The 18,216-nt window shown below is 69.6% G+C and carries 18 protein-coding genes and 1 tRNA gene; 10 read left to right on the top strand and 9 right to left on the bottom strand.

Features of this window, described 5'->3' with window-relative positions; all coding sequences use genetic code 11:
* Positions 1-19: 19 nt before the first annotated feature.
* Positions 20-1,147 (top strand): glycosyltransferase family 4 protein, encoded by a 1,128-nt coding sequence (locus tag G6N49_RS19505; protein WP_011854588.1) that lies wholly within the window; start codon positions 20-22, stop codon positions 1,145-1,147.
* A gap of 3 nt (positions 1,148-1,150) precedes the next feature.
* Here G6N49_RS19505 and G6N49_RS19500 read toward each other — a convergent pair whose 3' ends face one another.
* The gene (locus G6N49_RS19500) at positions 1,151-1,975 is read right to left on the bottom strand and encodes an SDR family oxidoreductase (RefSeq protein ID WP_011854589.1); all 825 of its coding nucleotides are present in this window, start codon (positions 1,973-1,975) and stop codon (positions 1,151-1,153) included.
* A gap of 71 nt (positions 1,976-2,046) precedes the next feature.
* Between G6N49_RS19500 and G6N49_RS19495 the strand changes: the two genes are divergently transcribed.
* Positions 2,047-2,739 carry a demethylmenaquinone methyltransferase gene (locus G6N49_RS19495; protein WP_011854590.1) on the top strand — a complete coding sequence of 231 codons (693 nt, stop codon included), beginning with the start codon at positions 2,047-2,049 and terminating at the stop codon, positions 2,737-2,739.
* A gap of 99 nt (positions 2,740-2,838) precedes the next feature.
* A complete protein-coding gene (locus tag G6N49_RS19490; protein ID WP_011854591.1) occupies positions 2,839-4,623 on the top strand; it encodes a hydroxysqualene dehydroxylase in 1,785 nt (594 codons plus the stop codon).
* Positions 4,624-4,625: 2 nt separating this feature from the next.
* On the opposite strand, the gene ygiD is transcribed toward G6N49_RS19490, so the two are convergent.
* The 5 genes from ygiD to G6N49_RS19465 form a co-directional block, all read right to left on the bottom strand.
* Complete coding sequence (gene ygiD / locus G6N49_RS19485; RefSeq protein WP_456320119.1) at positions 4,626-5,465, bottom strand: 4,5-DOPA-extradiol-dioxygenase; 840 nt, start codon at positions 5,463-5,465, stop codon at positions 4,626-4,628.
* 42 nt (positions 5,466-5,507) lie between these two features.
* Positions 5,508-6,110, bottom strand: coding sequence for a DedA family protein (locus G6N49_RS19480; protein ID WP_011558190.1), 603 nt, complete (start codon positions 6,108-6,110; stop codon positions 5,508-5,510).
* A gap of 55 nt (positions 6,111-6,165) precedes the next feature.
* On the bottom strand, positions 6,166-6,804 hold the full coding sequence (locus tag G6N49_RS19475; protein ID WP_011558191.1) for a trimeric intracellular cation channel family protein: 639 nt from the start codon (positions 6,802-6,804) through the stop codon (positions 6,166-6,168).
* Positions 6,805-6,826: 22 nt separating this feature from the next.
* Positions 6,827-9,031: a phosphatase domain-containing protein gene (locus tag G6N49_RS19470; protein WP_011558192.1), complete on the bottom strand. Its 2,205-nt coding sequence runs from the start codon at positions 9,029-9,031 to the stop codon at positions 6,827-6,829.
* A 91-nt stretch (positions 9,032-9,122) separates the two neighbouring features.
* Entirely contained in the window at positions 9,123-9,563 is a 441-nt protein-coding gene (locus tag G6N49_RS19465) for a hypothetical protein (RefSeq protein ID WP_011854593.1), read from the bottom strand.
* A gap of 42 nt (positions 9,564-9,605) precedes the next feature.
* On the opposite strand from G6N49_RS19465, the gene G6N49_RS19460 reads away from it, so the two are divergent.
* Entirely contained in the window at positions 9,606-9,833 is a 228-nt protein-coding gene (locus G6N49_RS19460) for a hypothetical protein (protein ID WP_041924964.1), read from the top strand.
* Here G6N49_RS19460 and menJ read toward each other — a convergent pair.
* Positions 9,826-11,046, bottom strand: coding sequence for a menaquinone reductase MenJ (gene menJ / locus G6N49_RS19455; protein ID WP_011854594.1), 1,221 nt, complete (start codon positions 11,044-11,046; stop codon positions 9,826-9,828). The two genes, G6N49_RS19460 and menJ, sit on opposite strands and share 8 nt — an antisense overlap.
* A 20-nt stretch (positions 11,047-11,066) precedes the next feature.
* On the opposite strand from menJ, the gene grcC1 reads away from it, so the two are divergent.
* The 3 genes from grcC1 (at position 11,067) to G6N49_RS19440 (ending at position 13,721) form a co-directional block, all read left to right on the top strand.
* Complete coding sequence (gene grcC1 / locus G6N49_RS19450; protein WP_011558195.1) at positions 11,067-12,074, top strand: nonaprenyl/(2E,6E)-farnesyl/geranylgeranyl diphosphat synthase; 1,008 nt, start codon at positions 11,067-11,069, stop codon at positions 12,072-12,074.
* A 66-nt stretch (positions 12,075-12,140) separates the two neighbouring features.
* Positions 12,141-13,016 (top strand): zinc metalloprotease HtpX, encoded by an 876-nt coding sequence (gene htpX / locus G6N49_RS19445; protein WP_011558196.1) that lies wholly within the window; start codon positions 12,141-12,143, stop codon positions 13,014-13,016.
* Between the two features lie 120 nt (positions 13,017-13,136).
* Positions 13,137-13,721: a hypothetical protein gene (locus G6N49_RS19440; RefSeq protein WP_064872208.1), complete on the top strand. Its 585-nt coding sequence runs from the start codon at positions 13,137-13,139 to the stop codon at positions 13,719-13,721.
* A 3-nt stretch (positions 13,722-13,724) separates the two neighbouring features.
* Here G6N49_RS19440 and G6N49_RS19435 read toward each other — a convergent pair whose 3' ends face one another.
* Positions 13,725-14,750 (bottom strand): NAD(P)H-dependent glycerol-3-phosphate dehydrogenase, encoded by a 1,026-nt coding sequence (locus G6N49_RS19435; RefSeq protein ID WP_011558198.1) that lies wholly within the window; start codon positions 14,748-14,750, stop codon positions 13,725-13,727.
* A gap of 107 nt (positions 14,751-14,857) precedes the next feature.
* Between G6N49_RS19435 and G6N49_RS19430 the strand changes: the two genes are divergently transcribed.
* A complete protein-coding gene (locus G6N49_RS19430; RefSeq protein WP_011558199.1) occupies positions 14,858-16,705 on the top strand; it encodes an alpha/beta hydrolase in 1,848 nt (615 codons plus the stop codon).
* Positions 16,683-17,240, top strand: a complete 558-nt coding sequence (locus G6N49_RS19425) for a lipoprotein LppJ family protein (RefSeq protein ID WP_011558200.1) — start codon at positions 16,683-16,685, stop codon at positions 17,238-17,240. Before G6N49_RS19430 ends, G6N49_RS19425 begins: the two co-directional genes overlap by 23 nt.
* Here the strand turns inward: G6N49_RS19425 and G6N49_RS19420 are convergent.
* Positions 17,227-17,718, bottom strand: coding sequence for a YajQ family cyclic di-GMP-binding protein (locus G6N49_RS19420; protein WP_041309463.1), 492 nt, complete (start codon positions 17,716-17,718; stop codon positions 17,227-17,229). The genes G6N49_RS19425 and G6N49_RS19420 overlap by 14 nt on opposite strands.
* Positions 17,719-17,819: 101 nt before the next feature.
* Between G6N49_RS19420 and G6N49_RS19415 the strand changes: the two genes are divergently transcribed.
* Positions 17,820-17,902 (top strand) — tRNA-Tyr (locus G6N49_RS19415).
* Positions 17,903-18,216 lie beyond the last annotated feature (314 nt).

The following is an 18,216-nucleotide window of genomic DNA, read 5'->3' as shown; positions in this document are numbered from 1 at the left end:
GCGCTGAAACCCTCGGTGTGTGCGCGTTGCGATCGTCACGGAGTCATTCCTGCCCAACGTCAACGGAGTCACCAATTCCGTGCTGCGGGTGCTCGAGCATCTGCGCCGCACCGGACACGAGGTGATCGTCATCGCCCCGGACACCCCGCGCGGTGAACCGCCGGCCGAGCGAGTGCACGACGGGGTCCGGGTGCACCGGGTGCCGTCGCGGATGTTCCCGAAGGTGACCTCCCTGCCGCTGGGCGTGCCGCGGCCCCGGATGGTGGGCGTGCTGCGCGGATTCGACCCTGACGTCGTTCATCTGGCGTCGCCGGCGCTGCTCGGCTACGGCGGTCTGCACGCCGCGCGCCATCTCGGGATCCCGACGGTCGCGGTGTTCCAGACCGACGTCGCGGGGTTCGCGCAGAGCTACGGTGTCGGTGCGATGTCGCGCGCCGCGTGGGCGTGGACGCGGCACCTGCACAGCCGCGCCGACCGCACGCTGGCGCCGTCGACCTCGGCGATGGAGAACCTCGCGTCGCACGGCGTCCCGCGGGTGCACCGCTGGGCGCGCGGCGTGGACATCACGGGCTTCGCACCGTCGGCCCGCGACCACGAGTTGCGCCGACGGTGGTCTCCGCACGGTGAGCCGATCGTCGGGTTCGTCGGGCGGCTGGCGCCGGAGAAGCACGTCGAGCGGCTGGCGGCGCTCAGCGCCCGCACGGACCTGCAGGTCGTGGTGGTCGGTGACGGCGTCGACCGCATGAAGCTCGAATCCCTGATGCCCACAGCAGTTTTCACCGGTGCGCTCTACGGTGATGCGTTGGCCGCCGCGTACGCCAGCATGGACGTCTTCGTCCACCCCGGCGAGCACGAGACGTTCTGCCAGGCGGTGCAGGAGGCCATGGCCTCGGGTCTTCCGGTGATCGCCCCGAACGCCGGTGGGCCACGGGACCTGGTCGCCCCGTACCGGACCGGCCTGCTGCTCGACGTCACCGAATTCGAAGACAGGCTCAGCGAATCGGTCGACCATCTGATCGCCGAGCGGCCACGGTATTCGCCGGCCGCCCGGCGCAGCGTGCTCGACCGCACCTGGCCGGCGATCTGCGACGAGCTGATCGGCCATTACGAGGCGGTCGCAGGCCTGCGTCGGTTGCGCGCGGCCTGACCGTCAGCCCTGCGCTTCGATCGCGACGGGCTGCCACTCCTCCCACGTCTTGAGCCGGTTCTCGTAGTCGGCCTTCGCGATGCCCAGCGGCACCTCACCGAAGAACACCCGCAGCGGCGGATTCTCGGCGTCGACGACCTTGAGGATCGCGCGTGCCGACGCCTTCGGATCGCCCGGGTTGGCGGCGCGTTGGCTGCGGGCCCGCTGCGCCTCCTCCTTGATCTCCGCGTAATCGGGCAGCGGGGTGGCGTGCTTGGCCGACGGACCCGCCCAGTCGGTGGAGAAACCGCCCGGCTCGATCAGCGTGACGTGCACGCCGAACGGGGCCACCTCCTGCGCGAGTGCCTGCGAGAATCCTTCCAGCGCCCACTTCGACGCGTGATAGATGCCGACGTTCGCGAAGGCGCTGATCCCGCCGATCGACGACACCTGCACGATGTGGCCGCCGCGCTGCTCCCGCAGGTACGGCAGGGCCGCCTGGGTGATCCACAACGCCCCGAAGACGTTCGTCTCGATCTGGTCGCGCGCCTCCTGTTCGGAGAGCTCCTCGATGAAGCCGAACTGTCCGTAGCCGGCGTTGTTGACCACGATGTCGAGGCGTCCGAAGTGGTCGTGGGCCTGTTGGACCGCCGCGAAGTCGGCTTCGCGGTCGGTGACGTCGAGGGCGATCGGCAGCAGCGCGTCGCCGAACTTCTCGACGAGATCGGCCAGCGTCGCGGTGTCCCGCGCGGTCGCGGCCACGCGGTCCCCCCGTTCGAGCGCGGCGATCGCCCATTCCCGGCCGAACCCGCGCGATGTACCAGTGATGAACCAGACTTTTCCGCTCATACCGCGTTACAAGGGCGCCGGCGGCGTCCCCCATTCCCGGTGGCAGCGGATTCACAGGTAGCGTCGGCGTCGTGAGCCGGGCGACGTTGGACAAGAACCCCCACGAGGTCGCGTCGATGTTCGACGCGGTGGCCCGCCGCTACGACCTGACCAACACCGTGCTCTCGCTCGGACAGGACCGGTTCTGGCGGCGCGAGACCTGTGCGGCGCTGGGCATCGGCCCCGGCGACAAGGTGCTCGACCTGGCCGCCGGCACCGCGGTGTCGACGGTCGAACTCGCCGCCTCCGGTGCGTGGTGCGTGGCCGCGGACTTCTCGGTCGGGATGCTCTCGGCGGGCCGGCAGCGCGACGTGCCGAAGGTCGCCGGCGATGCGACCAGGCTGCCGTTCGCCGACGAGTCGTTCGACGCGGTCACCATCAGCTTCGGGCTGCGCAACGTGGTCGACCATGTCGCGGGCCTCGAGGAGATGGCCCGCGTGACCCGGCCGGGTGGCCGGCTGGTGGTGTGCGAGTTCTCCACGCCGACCAACCGTGCGTTCGCCACGCTCTACAAGGAGTACCTGATGAAGGCGCTGCCGCGGATGGCGCGGGCGGTGGCCTCCAACCCCGACGCCTACGTGTATCTCGCCGAATCGATCCGCGCCTGGCCGGATCAGGCGGGTCTGGCGCGGCGGATCGAGGCCGCCGGCTGGTCGCAGGTGCGGTGGCGCAACCTCACCGGAGGCATCGTCGCCCTGCACGCCGCGGTCAAACCACCGCGCTGACGCATCCGACACGCGCAAACCCGGGCCAAATGCGCGGTTGTGACGCGAATCACCATTAACTTATCGCTCTGACGGGGTTCCGCGACAGGGCGGTGGGTCATGGGTCGGGTTCATCAACAGCAGGTGTCGCGCCGGTCGTTCCTGGCGGGCACCGCCACCGCCGGTCTGGCCGCCGCGACGCTGACGTCCGCACCGCCGCAGGCGCGCGCCGCACCGCGCGGTATGTCGGTGGCGGTGTTCGGCGCCGGCATCGCGGGGTTGACGGCCGCGCACGAACTCGTCGACCGCGGCTACACCGTCACCGTGTACGAGCGAAAAGCGCTGGGCGGCAAGGCCAGATCCATTCCCGTGCCGGACTCGGGTGCCACGCCGCTGCCCGCTGAACACGGCTTCCGGTTCTTCCCCGGCTTCTACCGCAACGTCACCGACACGATGCGGCGAATCCCGTTCCCCGGCAACAGCCACGGCACGTGGCAGAACCTCACCAGGGCGACGTCATATCTGCATTCGGGACTCAACCGCGCCGATCTCACTGTGCCGCTGCCATTCCCGTTGCCTACTTTGCCGAATCCGGTCACCCCGAAGGCGTTCATCGAGTCGGTGACCACCGTGTTCCAGACGCTGTACCGGCTGCCGCTGTGGGAGGCGGCCTATGCGGCGCAGAAGTTGGCGGTCTACGTGACCAGCTGCGACGAGCGCAAGCTCGGGCAGTGGGAGAACATGACGTGGGAGGACTACATCGGCGCGAACAAGCGGTCACACGAGTACAACCGCTACCTCGCCGACGGCATCATCCGCAATCTGGCGGCGTCGAAGTCCAAGGACGCCAGCGCGCATTCCATCGGCCTGGTCGGTGAGGCCTCGGTGTGGTCGATCCTGTTGCTCGGCAACGACTATGACAACAAGGGTTTCGACCGCGTGCTCAACGGCCCGACGAGTTCACAGTGGCTCGACCCCTGGGTCGCCCATCTGCGGTCGAAGGGGGTGACGTTCCACGTGGGTCAGGCGCTGGCCCGGTTGACCCCGGACGGTCAGCACATCGCGTCGGCCACCGTCGTGGGCCCAGGTGGCGTGGCGCAGCCGGTGGTCGCCGACTGGTACGTCAGCGCGATCCCGTGCGAGAAGCTCGCCGCGGTGCTCACGCCCGACGTCGTCGCCGCAGACCCGAAACTGGCCGATGTCGCACTGCTGCGCACCGAATGGATGAACGGGTTGATGTTCTATCTCAGGGAGCGGGTCGACGTCACGAAAGGCCATGTGAACTATGTCGATTCGGGCTGGGCGATCACCTCGATCAGCGAGGCGCAGTTCTGGAAGCGGAAGCTGAGCAGCTACGGCGACGGCACGGTCAAGGACTGTCTGTCGGCGATCATCTCGGACTGGACGACCGCGGGTAACTTCAACCGCAGAAGCGCCCGGGACTGCACGCCGGAGGAGATCGCGCGGGAGGCCTGGGCGCAGATCAAGGCGCACCTCAACGACACCGACACCGTGCTCACCGACGACATGCTGCACTCGTGGTTCCTCGACCCGGCGATCATCGCCCCGGGAACCCCGGAGGTTCGCAACGACGAACCGCTGTTCATCCAGGACCCCGGTTCGTGGGCCCGCCGACCCGAAGCCGTGACCGGTATCGACAACCTGTTCCTCGCGGGTGAGTGGGTCAAGACCGACCAGAACGTCACCACGATGGAGGGCGCCAACGAGGGTGGGCGGTACGCCGCGAACGGTGTGCTGCAGGCGTCGGGTTATCGCGGTCCGATGGTCAAGATCGTCGAACTGTTCCAGGCGCCGTGGTGGGTGCCGTTCAAACAGGCCGACCGGGCGCGCTACCGCGCGAAGCTGCCGAATGCCCTGGACATCCTCGACACCCGCTGGCCCTAGCGTCAGATGTTCGAGGCGTCGGCCGGTGCCTGAGGTGGTTGCTGTTGGGCGGCAGCGTCTTCGGACCCGGTGACCGTAGCCGCTCCCAGCGTGTAGGCCGTCATCGACAGGGATCCGTAGGAGTAGCCGTCGACGAGGATGTCGACACTGTCGGCGGCGGTCGACGCCAGCCCCGCCAGATACAGCCACGGGATGAAGTGGTCGGGGGTCGGCACCGCGATGTCGAAGTCGCTGTGACCGTGCAGACCCGGCGCCCGCGAGGGCTCCGACAGGATCACCTCCCGGGCGGCGTCGTCGAATCGGTGGGCCCAGTCGTAACCGGTGTCGAGGTTCCAGTCCATCGCCCGCAGATTGTGAACGACGTTGCCGCTGGCCAGGATCAGCACGCCGCGTTCGCGCAGCGGGGCCAGCTTGGCGCCGAGTTCCAGGTGGTACTCGAGCGGTTTGTCGGCGTTGACCGAAAGCTGGACGACGGGTATCGACGCGTCGGGGAAGGCGTGGACCAGCACCGACCAGGTGCCGTGATCGATGCCCCAGCTGTCGACGTCGGCGCCCACCCACGTCGGGTGGACGACCTCGCTGACCTCGTCGGCGAGTCCGGGCAGGCCCGGGGCGGGATACTGCACGTCGAACAGTTCCTGCGGGAACCCGTAGAAGTCGTGGATCGTCCTGGGCCGCGGCATCGCCGTGACCGCGGTCGCGTTGATGTACCAGTGCGCGCTGATGACCAGGATCGCGCGCGGACGGGTGACCTGCTCACCGAACGCTCGCCAGGCCGAGGTGTAGCGGTTGACTTCGAGCGCGTTCATGGGGCTGCCGTGTCCGATGAACGCCGCCGGCATCAGGTCCATACCACCACCATCCCACGCGGTGACCGCGCCATCCTAGCGCTGCCCGGCGGGCTCGGGCTTGCGGCGCATCCTGCGCACCACCTCGACGGCGCCGCCCACGGCGACCGCCACCCCGAATGACACCGCGAACGCGCCGATCGTGTTCTCGGCGAACGCCTTCCCTCCGATGAAGCCGATCAGCGTGTTGATACTTCCCCAGAGAACGGCGGCGACGGCGTCGAAGGCGAGGAACCGGCGGTACGGGAATTCGAGTATCCCGCAGGCGATCATCGTCGGCGTCCGACCACCGGGGATGAACCGCGCCACGATGATGATCGATCCGCCGTGCTCGTCGAGTTCCCGCCGCGCCCAGTCCAGACCTCGACGCCCCTTCTCTCCACGGGTGATCCACCGGCAGGCCCGGTCCTCGGCCGACCTTCCGATCCAGTACGCCAGGTTGTCACCGACGAACGATCCGATCGAGGCCATGGCGATCACCAGGGGCAGTGACATCGCGCCGTCCGCGGAGAGGATTCCGCCCGTGATCAGACCGGTCTCGCTCGGGATGACGGGTACGACGGCGTCGAATGTGCAGAAGGCGAGAAGGAGCGGATAGGCCCACCACGCATGCCCGAGCGCGCCGAGCAGGGAGTCCATCACCCTCCTTCGGTGCCCGGGTCGCCCGCAACCGAAACACCGCGGCCGCCCGGGGCTACGACGAGTCCGCCCGGAACCCGGGCGGGCGTGGTGCGTTGAGTTGGTACCGGACGCCGAGCATCCGGATGACGAAACAGACGGCTGCGGCCCCGAGCGCGGCCGGCAATCCGTAGACGTCCAATCGGATCGCGACGACGGTGATCATCGCGGCCACCAGGGCGGGGATCGCGTACAGCTCACTGCGTAACACCGTGGGTACCTGTCCGACGAGCGCGTCGCGGATCGTGCCGCCCCCGACGGCGGTGATGACCCCGAGCAGCACCGCCGGCGCGACGCCGAGGCCGAAGGCCAGCGCCTTGCTCGCCCCGATCACGGCGAACACGCTCAACCCGATCGCGTCGAGCACGGTGATCGACATCTTCAGCCGCTCGAGCCAGCGGTTCAGGACGAACGCGATCATTGCCCCGCCCACGGCGAGCGCGAAGTACGGCCAGTATTGGAACGTCGCCGGCGGCAGCGCACCGATCAGGACGTCGCGGATCACACCCCCGCCCAACGCCGTCGTCATGCCGAGGGTCACCACCCCCACCACGTCGAGGTGCGTCGCGCGCAACGCCGTCAACGCCCCGTTGAGCCCGAAGACGAAGGTCCCGGTGAGGTCGAGCGCGAACAGCAGCGGCGGTTGGGGGTCCACCCGTCCTGCCTATCACGGGGGGTCAGTAGGCGCGGCGCAGTCGCATTCCCAGCGGCCGCCCGTCCGGATCGAGCACGATCCGGTAGGCGGGGATGGTCAACCACCGGTGCCGGGCCGGTGGCCGGGCACGGTCGTGGTCGAGAACGTGGGGGCGCAAGCGCCCTGGCGGCCGCGGCCCCCGGCATCCGTCGGCATGCCACGCGTCGAGCGCCTCCGCCCGCGCGCGCACGGTGGCCGCCGCGCGGTCGGGGTCGAGCAGATCGTCATCGTCATCGAGGCCATCCTCGAAGCCCACGTGTTCGCGCATCAGGTCGAGCCGCAGCCGGCGTGCGAAGCGCCGGGCCCCGTCGCCCAATCCGCCGGGATCCTCCGGTGCGCGGGGATCGCGCTCGTCGTCGATGATCGCGGCCGCCAACTCCGAATCATGGGTCCAGGAGCGGTTGTTCAGGTTGTTGCTGCCGACCACCGCCCAGACGTCGTCGACGATGCACACCTTGGCGTGCACGTAGATCGGCCGGCCCTCGTCGTTCTCGATGTCGTAGATCTGGACCCGCGCGCCGCCCGCGGCCCGCACCATGGCCATGGCCTCCAGCTGACCCAACTCGGCCGCGCGGGTGGCCACCTTCTGGTCGACGCGGCGCGGCACGACGGCGATCAGGTGCAGGTCGGGTGAGCGGCGCAGCGCCGCGGCGAAGATGCGCGCGACGTCCACCGACCACAGGTACTGGTCTTCGAGGTAGACCAGCCGGCGAGCGCGCCGCAACGCCTTGGCGTAGCCGCGGGCGACGCTGCGCTCGCCGAGCGGTGCGAACGGGTGGGCCGGACGGCGGCGCGGATAGGTCCGCAGGATCTGCAGCGCACAGTCGCCGGCGGCGGGCGGATCCGGCTCGGGCGGCGGCAGCCGCGACGCGGTACGCGGTGAGCCGTTGATCCAGTCGCCGACGACATGCCAGGGCAGCCGGGTCATGGCCGCGGGATCGTCCCAGCGTTCCCGGATCGCGTCCTCGACCTCGCGGACGGCGGGCCCGTGCACCTCGACCTGGATGTCGTGCCGGGCGGGGGTGGCGCCGTAGAGGTCGTCGGACGTCTCCGGCTGCGGGTCACCGCGGTGGCCGGCGTCGTCGCGGCTGCCGCGGTCGAAATCGATTCCGCCGACGAACGCCACATCGTCGCGGGGCCGTCCGGCGTAGCGGATCACCACGGCCTTCTGGTGGTGGCTGCCCAAGGCGCGGATCCGCTGGTCCAGAAGCACTTCCACGCCGGCGGCGGCCATGGCGGCGGCGAAGGCGCGATTCTGCTCGAGGTGGTAGCCGAAGGTGCCGAGATGCGCGCGCCACATCAGCCCGCGGACCAGCGCCCCTCGTCGAGCGGCCGCGGCGAGCGCCTCGGCGATCGTCGGCCCGCCGTCGGTGAGCAGCTCGTCGGAGTCGGCGCGCCACGCGGCGAACAGGACCACGTCGCCCGGCCCCGCGGCGGCCAGGGCCTCGGCCAGTGCGGCGAAGTAGGTCCGCCCGTGCACGAGCGGGCGGACGGCGTTGCCCGCGGTCCAGGCGCGCAGCCGGGTGGCGTCGTTGCCGCGTTCGTCCGCGGTGAGGAACCAGGCGTCGACGGCGGTGCGCTGCTGTGGCCGCAGGCCCAGGCTCGCGTCGAGTTCCGGCAGGATCTCCTCGGCGTTCGGCGCCGCCACCACGGTCACGCCGGGCAGTTCGTCGCCCCGGAGGATCCGCCTCGGTTGGCGGCGGTCCTGGCGCAGAGCGATCACCGCCACCCGGCCCGGATGGCGGCGGGCGAAGTCGGCGAAGAGCTCCGGATCCGGTCCCGCGTCGTCACCGACCAGAATCCAACGCAGCTGCGGGTGTTGTTCGGCCAGGGCGTCGAGTGCAGCGCGTTTGGGTGCCAGGCTGTGCCCGACGAGCCAGCCGGGGGCGAGGTCACCTCCCGCAGGCAACGCCGTACCGGTCGGGTAGCCGTTGCGGTGCAGCGCGTCGCTGATCATCGGCCCGGACAGATCCGGTGCGGCGGTCAGGTAGAACACCGGCGGCGCGAGGTCGGAGTGCGCGAGGTGGCGCAGCAGATGCGGCATGCCCAGCACCGATCGGCGGTCCCGGGGACTGCGGTTGAACAGCGCGCTCACCCGTCCCAGCTGCCGTCGCACATGGGTGATCGTCAGCACCCCGTCCACGTCGCACACCACGCCGAACTCGGGCTCGACGGGTGGGTTCGGCACCCCTGAATTGTGCCCCGGCTGACCCGCTGTGACCGGCCGAAGTGCGAATCCGTCGGTCATGGGTTCTGAAGATGTTGTCTGCGAACAGCTTTCAGGAGTGTTCTTCCCACAGCCGCAGGCTTTCCCGTGCGACGACGGAATCGTGGGTCTGCTGGAAGTTGCGCCCGCCGCGGCGGTACGTCGCCAGCACCGCCGACGGCACCTGCGGTTCGAGGAACGGGGCGGGCGACCACCGGCACGGCCGCACATGCACCAGGTCGACGGCCCTTGCGGCACTGGTGTTGTCGTATCGGTACGGTCCGTCGATGCGGCCCAGCCAGTACAGTCCCTCGGGGTCGCGCGTCCACACCAGGGCGCCGTCGGGGGCGTCGGCGAAGCGTGCGATCCGGCGGGCGAGGCGATCCTCGTCGACCCCGAGCGCACCGAATCCGCACAGCCCGAGCCGGCGGGCCCGCGCGATGGTCTGCGCGACGTCGATCCCGTCGTCACGTGAGCGCATCGGCGCCCGGTAGACCGCCACCATGTCCGCCATCCTGCGGGATATGCTGCCGCAGAACGGTGACGGGGGTGGCGGATGCAGACGTTCTGGCGCTACGTGCGTTTCCAGGCGATGATGTTCGTCTTCGGGATCGTCGGCCCCATCTTCCTCGTGCTGTACTTCACCACCCAGCCCGATCCCTCGACGAGGTGGGCGTACTGGATGGGGCTGTTCATCACCTTCGCGGACATCCTCATCGCGCTCGCGCTGACCGATGCGAGTCGCACGGACGACGACCGGTCGCGTCGCCGGCTGATCAGCTGAACGGTTTGCGCGCGTCCAGGCCGCGCGAGGCCAGACCACCCGCGCGCCACACCCGGGCGATCCAGTCGGCGTCCTCGTCGGTGACCAGGTTGCCCATCACCCGAACGGCAATGCGCATCAGCGCCGTCGACCGCATCGCCACCGGACCGGTCAGCGGGAGGAATCTCGGCAGCGTGAGCAGCAACGCCAGCCGGCGCGCGACGGAGAATCCGCGGGCGTAGTGGTCGCTCAGCACGGCGGGCCACGCCTGTGAGAGGTCACCGGAGCCGAGCAGGTCGGCGGCCAGCCGGCCGGTCTCCAACCCGTAGTCGATGCCTTCGCCGTTGAGCGGGTTCACACACGCGGCGGCGTCCCCGATCAGCATCCAGTTGGGGCCGGCGACTCCCGACACCGCGCCGCCCATCGGCAGCAGCGCGGACAGCGGTGCGCGCGGCTCACCGTCGAAGCCCCATTCCTCGCGCCGCAACGCCGTGTAATGCGACATCAGCGGCCGCAAAGCGGCGTCGGCGGGCCGTTTTTCGGTCGCCAGGGCGCCGACGCCGATGTTCACCTCACCGTTGCCCAGCGGGAAGATCCAGCCGTAGCCGGGCAGCACCTTGCCCTCCGGTGACCGCAGTTCCAGGTGCGACGTGATCCACGGTTCGTCGCTGCGCGGGCTGGCGAGGTAACCGCGCACCGCGACGCCGTAGACGGTCTGCTGATGCCACTGCCGGCCGAGCGCACGGCCCAGTGTCGACCGCGCCCCGTCGGCGACGATCAAGGTCCCGACACCGACCTCCTCACCCGAGTCCAGCGTCAACGTCTCCACGCGTCCAGACGAATCATGTTCGACACCAACGGCTTTGGTTCCGAGGAGCATCTTGGCTCCGTCGTCGGCGGCGACGGAGCGGATCCGGTCGTCGAGTTCGGTGCGCGGCACCGCGCTGCCGGTGGACGGGAACGACGGGCCGGGCCAGGCGACCTCCACGGCCGCGCCGAATCCCGACATCCGCAGACCGCGGTGGCGGATGCGGGTGTCCAGCCACGGCCCGAGGCCGAGGCGTTCGAGTTCGGCGACCGCCCGCGGGGTCAGCCCGTCACCGCACGCCTTGTCGCGCGGGAAGCGGGCGGAGTCGATCACCAACACGTCGCGACCGGCGCGGGCCGCCCACGCCGCGGCCGCCGAACCCGCAGGTCCGGCGCCGACAACGACCACATCCGCCCGGGTCTTCATTGTCACAGTATGTTGGCAGGGTGAGGACACCGGCGACTGTGGTGGCGGGCGTGGACTTCGGCGACGCGGCCTTCGCGGCCGACGTCCGCGCCGGAGTCGCCCGCATCGAGGATCTGATGTCCACCGAGCTGGGCAAGGCGGACGAGCTGATGGCCGAGGCCGTTCAGCATCTCTTCCAGGCCGGCGGTAAGCGGTTCCGTCCGCTGTTCACGGTGCTGTCCGCGCGGCTCGGGCCCGAACCCGACGCCTGGCAGGTGACGGTGGCGGGTGCGGTGATCGAACTGGTGCACCTGGCGACGCTGTACCACGACGACGTCATGGACGAGGCCCAGGTCCGGCGCGGGGCGCCGAGCGCCAACGCACGCTGGGGCAACAACATCGCCATCCTCGCGGGCGACTATCTGTTCGCCACCGCGTCGCGGCTGGTGTCGCGGTTGGGGCCGGAGGCCGTGCGGATCATCGCCGACACGTTCGCCCAACTCGTGACCGGTCAGATGCGGGAGACCCGCGGTGCGGTCGAGGGCGTTGACGAGATCGAGCACTACCTCAAGGTCGTCTACGAGAAGACGGCCTGCCTGATCGCGGCGTCGGGGCGGTTCGGGGCGACGTTCTCCGGCGCCGACGAGACCCAGATCGAGCGGTTGGCGCGCTTGGGCGGAATCGTCGGCACGGCATTCCAGATCTCCGACGACATCATCGACATCGACAGCGATCCCGACGAATCCGGCAAGGTTCCGGGCACCGATCTACGTGAGGGTGTTCACACTCTGCCGGTGCTCTACGCGCTGCGGGAGTCCGGTCCCGACACCGACCGCCTGCGCGAACTGCTCGCCCGGCCCGTCGACAACGACGACGATCTCGCCGAGGCCCTGCGGCTGCTACGCCGCTCACCAGGCATGGAGCAGGCCAAGGCGACCGTCGCCCGCTACGCGCAGCAGGCCCGCGACGAACTGGCCGCCCTGCCCGACATGCCGGGAAGGCAGGCGCTGGCGTCACTGGTCGACTACACGATCACCCGCCACGGCTGAACATCGCCGGAACCCAGACGGCTGTATGCAGCGTTGGATCAGCGAAGACTCACGAGGAGGTAGCTGATGACGTGGAATCCGCACGCGAACAGGTTCAAGACGTTCCTGTTGCTGGTGGGGATGTCTGCGCTGATCGTGTTCGTCGGTTCGCTGTTCGGCCGGTCGATCATGGCGTTGGCCGTGCTGTTCGCCGTCGGCATGAACGTCTACGTGTACTTCAACAGCGACAAGCTGGCCCTCAAGGCGATGCATGCGCAGCCGGTCAGCGAGTTGCAGGCGCCGGTGATGTACCGCATCGTGCGCGAGCTGTCCAACGCCGCACACCAGCCGATGCCGCGGCTGTACATCTCCGATACCGCGAACCCGAACGCGTTCGCGACCGGACGTAATCCGCGTAACTCGGCGGTGTGCTGCACGACCGGGATCCTGCAGATCCTCAACGAGCGGGAACTGCGCGCGGTGCTGGGCCACGAACTGTCCCACGTCTACAACCGCGACATCCTCATCTCATGTGTGGCGGGCGCGATGGCGTCGGTGATCACCGCGCTGGCCAACATCGCGCTGTTCGCCGGCATGTTCGGCGGTAACCGCGAGGGCACCAACCCGTTTGCGCTGCTGCTGGTTTCGTTCCTCGGGCCGATCGCGGCGACGGTGGTCCGGCTGGCGGTGTCGCGGTCGCGCGAGTATCAGGCCGACCAGTCGGGCGCCGAACTCACCGGGGACCCGCTGGCGCTGGCGTCGGCGCTGCGCAAGATCTCCGGCGGGGTGGAGGCCGCGCCGCTGCCCCCGCAGCCGCAGCTGGCCGATCAGGCGCACCTGATGATCGCCAGCCCGTTCCGGTCGGGGGAGAAGATCGGCAAGCTGTTCTCGACGCATCCGCCGATGGCCGACCGGATCCGCCGCCTCGAAGAGATGGCCGGCCGCGGTCCGGGCCTCTACTGACCGCTCTGCGGCGCCGAACGTGCGCTCACTGCGAAAAACCGCTCCCGAATTCGCACTGGCCGCACGTTCGGCGCGTCAAAGCCGCGAAACGAAAGCCGCCCACCCGGCGATGATCAAGCCATGAAGCAGTCAGCCCCTGCGCGTCGCCGCACCGGCACATATGGTGTGGGCGTGTTCAGCAGAATCCTGGCAGGGACCGCGACCGCCGTCGGCGCAGCGGTCATGACGGCGGGCCTCGCCGCGGCCCAACCGCCCGCGCCGGCCCCGCCGCCTGCCCCCAACGTCAACGCCTGGCCGCCCGTGAGCCCCGCGGAGTACACCGCGATGAACGGCACCTGGTACGCCTTCGGCGCCCCCGGCGGCCTGACCTGCGTCATCCAGCGCGGCGGCGCCTACGGCTGCAGCGGCCCGATCCCCGCCGCCCCCGGTGGGGCGAACCTGGTCAGCGGCGGCATCGGTGGCGTCCCGACGTTCGCCAACGCGGCGGCGCCGTTCTCCAACGTCGTCGAGACGGTCAAGCCGTTGCCGCCCAACACCCGCGTCAGCTTCCAGACCGTCAGCTGCGGCACCGACGGCACGATGACGACGTGCGTCGACGCCCACAACGGCGCGGGCTTCGTCATCAGCCCCACGGCGAGCTTCGTCCTGCAGCCCAGCAACCCGCTGCTGATGCCCCGCGAAGGCCGCAACCCCTACTTCAACTGAGGCCTAGAAGCCCGACCCGTACACCTCGTGGCCGGGCTTCTCTGCAACCAGACCGCGGTAGGCCTGCTCCACCGTCGACCCGTGGTTGATCACGCTGTCGACCTCACGGGCGATCGGCATGTTCAGCCCGTACTCGTCGGCGAACTCCATGATGACCTTGGAGGCCTTCACACCCTCGGCGACCTGGTTCATCGACGCGATGATCTCGTCGATCGGCTTGCCCGAGCCCAGCTGTTCACCCACGTGCCGGTTGCGGCTGCGCTGGCTGGTGCAGGTGACGATGAGGTCACCCATCCCGGCCAGGCCCGCGAAGGTGTCGCGGTGCCCGCCCATGGCCTCGCCGAGTTTCGACATCTCCCGCACCGCGCGGGCGATCACCATCGCGCGGGTGTTCTCGCCGATGCCGAGTGAATACCCCATGCCGACGGCGATCGCGTAGACGTTCTTCAGGGCGCCGGCCATCTCCACGCCGACCACGTCGTCGGTGGTGTAGGTGCGAAAACGCTTGGTGCGGAACAACTCTGCCAACTGCGCGGCGAGGTGCTGGTCGGGCATCGCCAGCACCGCCGCGGCGGCGTACCCGTCGGCGACCTCACGGGCGATGTTCGGCCCGGCCAGGATGCCCGCCGGGTGTCCGGGCAGCACCTCGTCGACGATCTCGCTCATCCGCATGTTGGTGCCCTGTTCGAGCCCCTTGACCAGCGACACCACCGGCACCCACGGCCGCAGCTCGGCGGCGAGTTTCTCGAGCACCCCGCGGAAGCCGTGTGACGGCACCCCCATGACGACGACGTCGGCGCTGCTGGCGGCCTCGGCGAAGTCGGTGGTCGCGCGCAGCGACTCGCTCAACACCACATCCTCGCCGAGGTAGCGCGAGTTGCGGTGGTTGGCGTTGATGTCCTTGGCGGTGTCCTCCGAGCGCACCCACTGGATCGTGGGCGCGCGCCGGGAACAGATCGATGCGACGGTGGTGCCCCAGGACCCACCTCCGAGGACGACGACCTTGGGTTGTCGTTGCGCGTGTGCCATGGCGATCAGCGTAGGACGGGCGCCGTCGCCGGGAGGGCGATTCGATTGGTGCAGCAACCGCGTCGCGCGACGGGCGATACTGAGAACCAGTCGGCTCGGGGGGTGTGGTGACGGTTTCGCTGTCGGTGGTGGAGGCGTCCGACCCGGACGGTCTGGTCCACGCCGCCGGCCGGCTCGGCGAGAAGATCGGCCACCTCGACACGTTGATGGCCCGGCAGCGCCAAGCGCTCGCGGATCTGCGCGCGAACTGGCAGGGGAGGGCCGCGGCGGCCGCGATCGCCAAGGCCGAGGCGAATCTCGACCGGCAGGAGGAGTTGCGCGCCCGGTTGCAGGCGCTGCAGGAGGCGTTGCAGTCGGGTGGTTCGCACATGTCCTCGACCCGGCGCGCCCTGCTGATGCTGGTGCAGAGCCTGCGCGCGACCGGTTGGCAGGTCGCCGACGACGGCAGCTGCAGTCCGCCGCCGTATCTGCCGCCGGTGTTCACCGGGCTGGCGCGGGCGTGGACGGCGGTCATCAGGAAACTGCTCGCGCAGTACGGCGAGTTCGACCGGTCAACGGCCGCGGCCGTCACCGCCGCGCTGGGCGGCCCGGTACCGCAGACGCCGCCGGGAACTCTGGGCGATCCGCGGCGGCTGCCGGGCGAGGAGACCTCACCCGAGGACGTCAACCGGTGGTGGGACTCGCTCAGCCAGGCCGAGAAGGACGCGCTGATCGCCGAGCACCCACCGGAGTTGGGCAATCTGAACGGCATTCCCGCCGCGGTCCGGGACAAGGTCAATCAGGCGGTGATGAACGACGACCTCAGCCGGGTGCGCGATGTGGCCGCGCGCAACGGTGTCTCCGAGAACGACGTGATCGCCGATCCGGCGCGCTACGGGCTCAGCCGGGCCGACGCCACCCGGTTCCACAACGCCCGTCGCACCAGCGAGGGTCTGGCGCACCAGCGCGGCGCCAACCCGAAGAACCCGCGGCCGGTGATGCTGTGGGGGTACCAGCCGCTGGCCGACAACGGTCAGGGTCGGGCGGCGATCGCGATCGGCAATCCGGACACCGCGAAGAACACGGCGGTGATCGTGCCGGGAACCGGAAGCAGCGTGCGCGACGGCTGGTTGGCCGACGGCCACAACGACGCGATCCACCTCTACGAGCAGTCCCGGCTCGCCGACCCGGACGATCCCACCGCGGTGATCATGTGGATGGGATACGACGCGCCCGACGGGTTCACCGATCCGCGGATCGCGGCGCCCGACCTCGCGCGGGCGGGCGGCGATCTGCTGGCCGCCGACGTCAACGGGTTGGCGGCCACCCACACCGGCGCGTCGCACGTGACGGTGATCGGCCATTCGTACGGATCGACGACGGTGGCCGACGCGTTCGCGGGCAGCGGGATGAGGGCCGACGACGCGGTGCTGATCGGCAGCCCGGGCACCGACCTGGCCAGGAGTGCCGAGGACTTCCACCTCGACGGCGGCAAGGTGTACGTGGGGGCGGCGTCGACCGATCCGGTCAGCTGGATCGGGATGCCCGGTGACCTGCCGGCCGAGGTGCTCAACCGCACGCTGGGCTACCCGGTCGGCCCGGACGCCGGGCTCGGCACCGACCCGGCGGGCGACGAGTTCGGCTCGGTGCGTTTCCGCGCCGAAGTGGCCGGCGAGGACGGACTGGACGTGCATGATCATTCCCATTACTACGACCTGGGCAGCGAATCGATGCGGGCGATCACCGAGATCGCCAGCGGCAACAGCGACCGGCTGGCCGGGCAGGATCTGCTCGCCGAGGGGCGCCGGCAACCGCACATCAGCACCCCCGACCACATCGACCTACCGTTCGGCGGCCGTGTTCCGTTGCCGCACATCGATTCCGACATTCCGGGCAGTCCCGCCTTCATCGACCCGGAAGTCGGCCGACCAGGGAGCTCTGTGACCACCGACCATGACTACAAACCGACCGGGTGAGCTGATGCGGGCGGCGCTGGCCGTCACGCTGCTGGTGTGCACGATCGCGTTAGGAGGCTGTTCGATGTCGGAACCCACCGGCGGTGGCGGCGACCAGGTCGCCGACCCGATGACCGACGAGCAGGCCGAAGCCCAGGTCGTCGATGTCGGCCGCCAGCTACGGACGGTCGCCGGTCTGCAGGACGTCGGCGGCGGGTTCTCGTTCGAGTCGTGCAACGACCAGGGGGAGCCGCCCTACCGCGGGCTGGTGGAGATGAGCGCGCAGCTGCCGCCCGGCACCGACACCGACACCTATGCCCGCCGGGTCGCCGACGCCATGGTGGCGGCGGGCTGGACCGACGGGCCGCCGCCGGGGAAGAAGCCCTTCGGCACCGTCATCCACCGCGACGGGGTGATGGTCGTGATGGGGCCGGGCAATGTCGACGGGCTGCTGGCGTTCACGATCTCGGGGGAGTGCCGCAACACCACCGATCACCGGGACGACGGCAAGACCGTCGGCCGCGACGTCACCCCGGAGTTGCTCAGCGGTAGTTGACGAACTGCAGCGCCACCTCGAGGTCGGCCTGCTTGAGCAGCGAGATGACGGTCTGCAGATCGTCGCGCTTCTTGCTGCTGACGCGGATCTCGTCGCCCTGGATCTGGGCCTTGACGCCCTTGGGACCCTCGTCGCGGATGATCTTGGTGATCTTCTTGGCCTGCTCGCTGGTGATGCCCTCTTTGATGGTGCCGTTGACCTTGTAGGTCTTCCCGCTGGGCTGCGGATCGCCGGCGTCGAAGGCCTTCATCGAGATGTCGCGGCGGACGAGCTTCTCCTTGAAGACGTCGACGGCGGCCTTGACCCGCTCCTCGGTGGAACTGACGATCTCGATGGCCTCCTCGCCCTTCCAGGCGATGGTGGTGTCGGTGCCCCGGAAGTCGAAGCGGGTGCTCAACTCCTTGGCTGCCTGGTTCAGCGCGTTGTCGACCTCCTGACGATCGACCTTGCTCACGACGTCGAAGCTGGAATCCGCCATGGACTCGCTCCCTCCTGGCTTGTTCGGGCGTTTTCGTCTTCGGCCCATCCTCGTTGTACCCTGCTAGTCGCACCAAATCCGAGAGGACGGTGCGACCACCCGGCAGGTTGCCCGAGCGGCCAATGGGAGCGGACTGTAAATCCGTCGGCTTACGCCTACGCAGGTTCGAATCCTGCACCTGCCACCCTGATCAGGCCCCCTTTCGAGGGGGCCTGATTGCGTTTGCCGCGCAGCCTGAGGCGGACCCGGGACGCCTCTGGGCTTCGGCGATGGTAGGCGTCGCGCGCGACGGCATATACAGTGGACCCGGGTTGACTTCCCAGCCCGGTCGGTCCGGCAGCCGCTGAAAGCCGCTGCCCGGCAAGCGTCACTCTTGTGCCGGCCACCCCGGGATGCTCTCGAGTCATCGGAAAATCAACACGCGACTTTCTCGCCGTTCGCCAGACTTTCCTCGTCTCTCCTATCTGATCCCGGAGCGTTTGCGCGCCGGGCGCGGAC

The sequence above is a fragment of the Mycolicibacterium monacense genome, from assembly GCF_010731575.1.
Lineage (GTDB): Bacteria > Actinomycetota > Actinomycetes > Mycobacteriales > Mycobacteriaceae > Mycobacterium > Mycobacterium monacense.
This window is presented reverse-complemented; position numbering and strand designations above follow the sequence as displayed.

Excerpts from the sequence above, each read along its gene's own strand:
- G6N49_RS19500 (WP_011854589.1), bottom strand. The coding sequence starts at position 1,975 with ATGAGCGGAAAAGTCTGGTTCATCACTGGTACATCGCGCGGGTTCGGC.
- G6N49_RS19490 (WP_011854591.1), top strand. The coding sequence starts at position 2,839 with ATGGGTCGGGTTCATCAACAGCAGGTGTCGCGCCGGTCGTTCCTGGCG.
- ygiD (WP_456320119.1), bottom strand. The coding sequence starts at position 5,465 with ATGCCGGCGGCGTTCATCGGACACGGCAGCCCCATGAACGCGCTCGAA.
- G6N49_RS19480 (WP_011558190.1), bottom strand. The coding sequence starts at position 6,110 with ATGGACTCCCTGCTCGGCGCGCTCGGGCATGCGTGGTGGGCCTATCCG.
- G6N49_RS19465 (WP_011854593.1), bottom strand. The coding sequence starts at position 9,563 with ATGGCGGACATGGTGGCGGTCTACCGGGCGCCGATGCGCTCACGTGAC.
- G6N49_RS19460 (WP_041924964.1), top strand. The coding sequence starts at position 9,606 with ATGCAGACGTTCTGGCGCTACGTGCGTTTCCAGGCGATGATGTTCGTC.
- menJ (WP_011854594.1), bottom strand. The coding sequence starts at position 11,046 with ATGAAGACCCGGGCGGATGTGGTCGTTGTCGGCGCCGGACCTGCGGGT.
- htpX (WP_011558196.1), top strand. The coding sequence starts at position 12,141 with ATGACGTGGAATCCGCACGCGAACAGGTTCAAGACGTTCCTGTTGCTG.
- G6N49_RS19440 (WP_064872208.1), top strand. The coding sequence starts at position 13,137 with ATGAAGCAGTCAGCCCCTGCGCGTCGCCGCACCGGCACATATGGTGTG.
- G6N49_RS19435 (WP_011558198.1), bottom strand. The coding sequence starts at position 14,750 with ATGGCACACGCGCAACGACAACCCAAGGTCGTCGTCCTCGGAGGTGGG.
- G6N49_RS19425 (WP_011558200.1), top strand. The coding sequence starts at position 16,683 with ATGACTACAAACCGACCGGGTGAGCTGATGCGGGCGGCGCTGGCCGTC.
- G6N49_RS19420 (WP_041309463.1), bottom strand. The coding sequence starts at position 17,718 with ATGGCGGATTCCAGCTTCGACGTCGTGAGCAAGGTCGATCGTCAGGAG.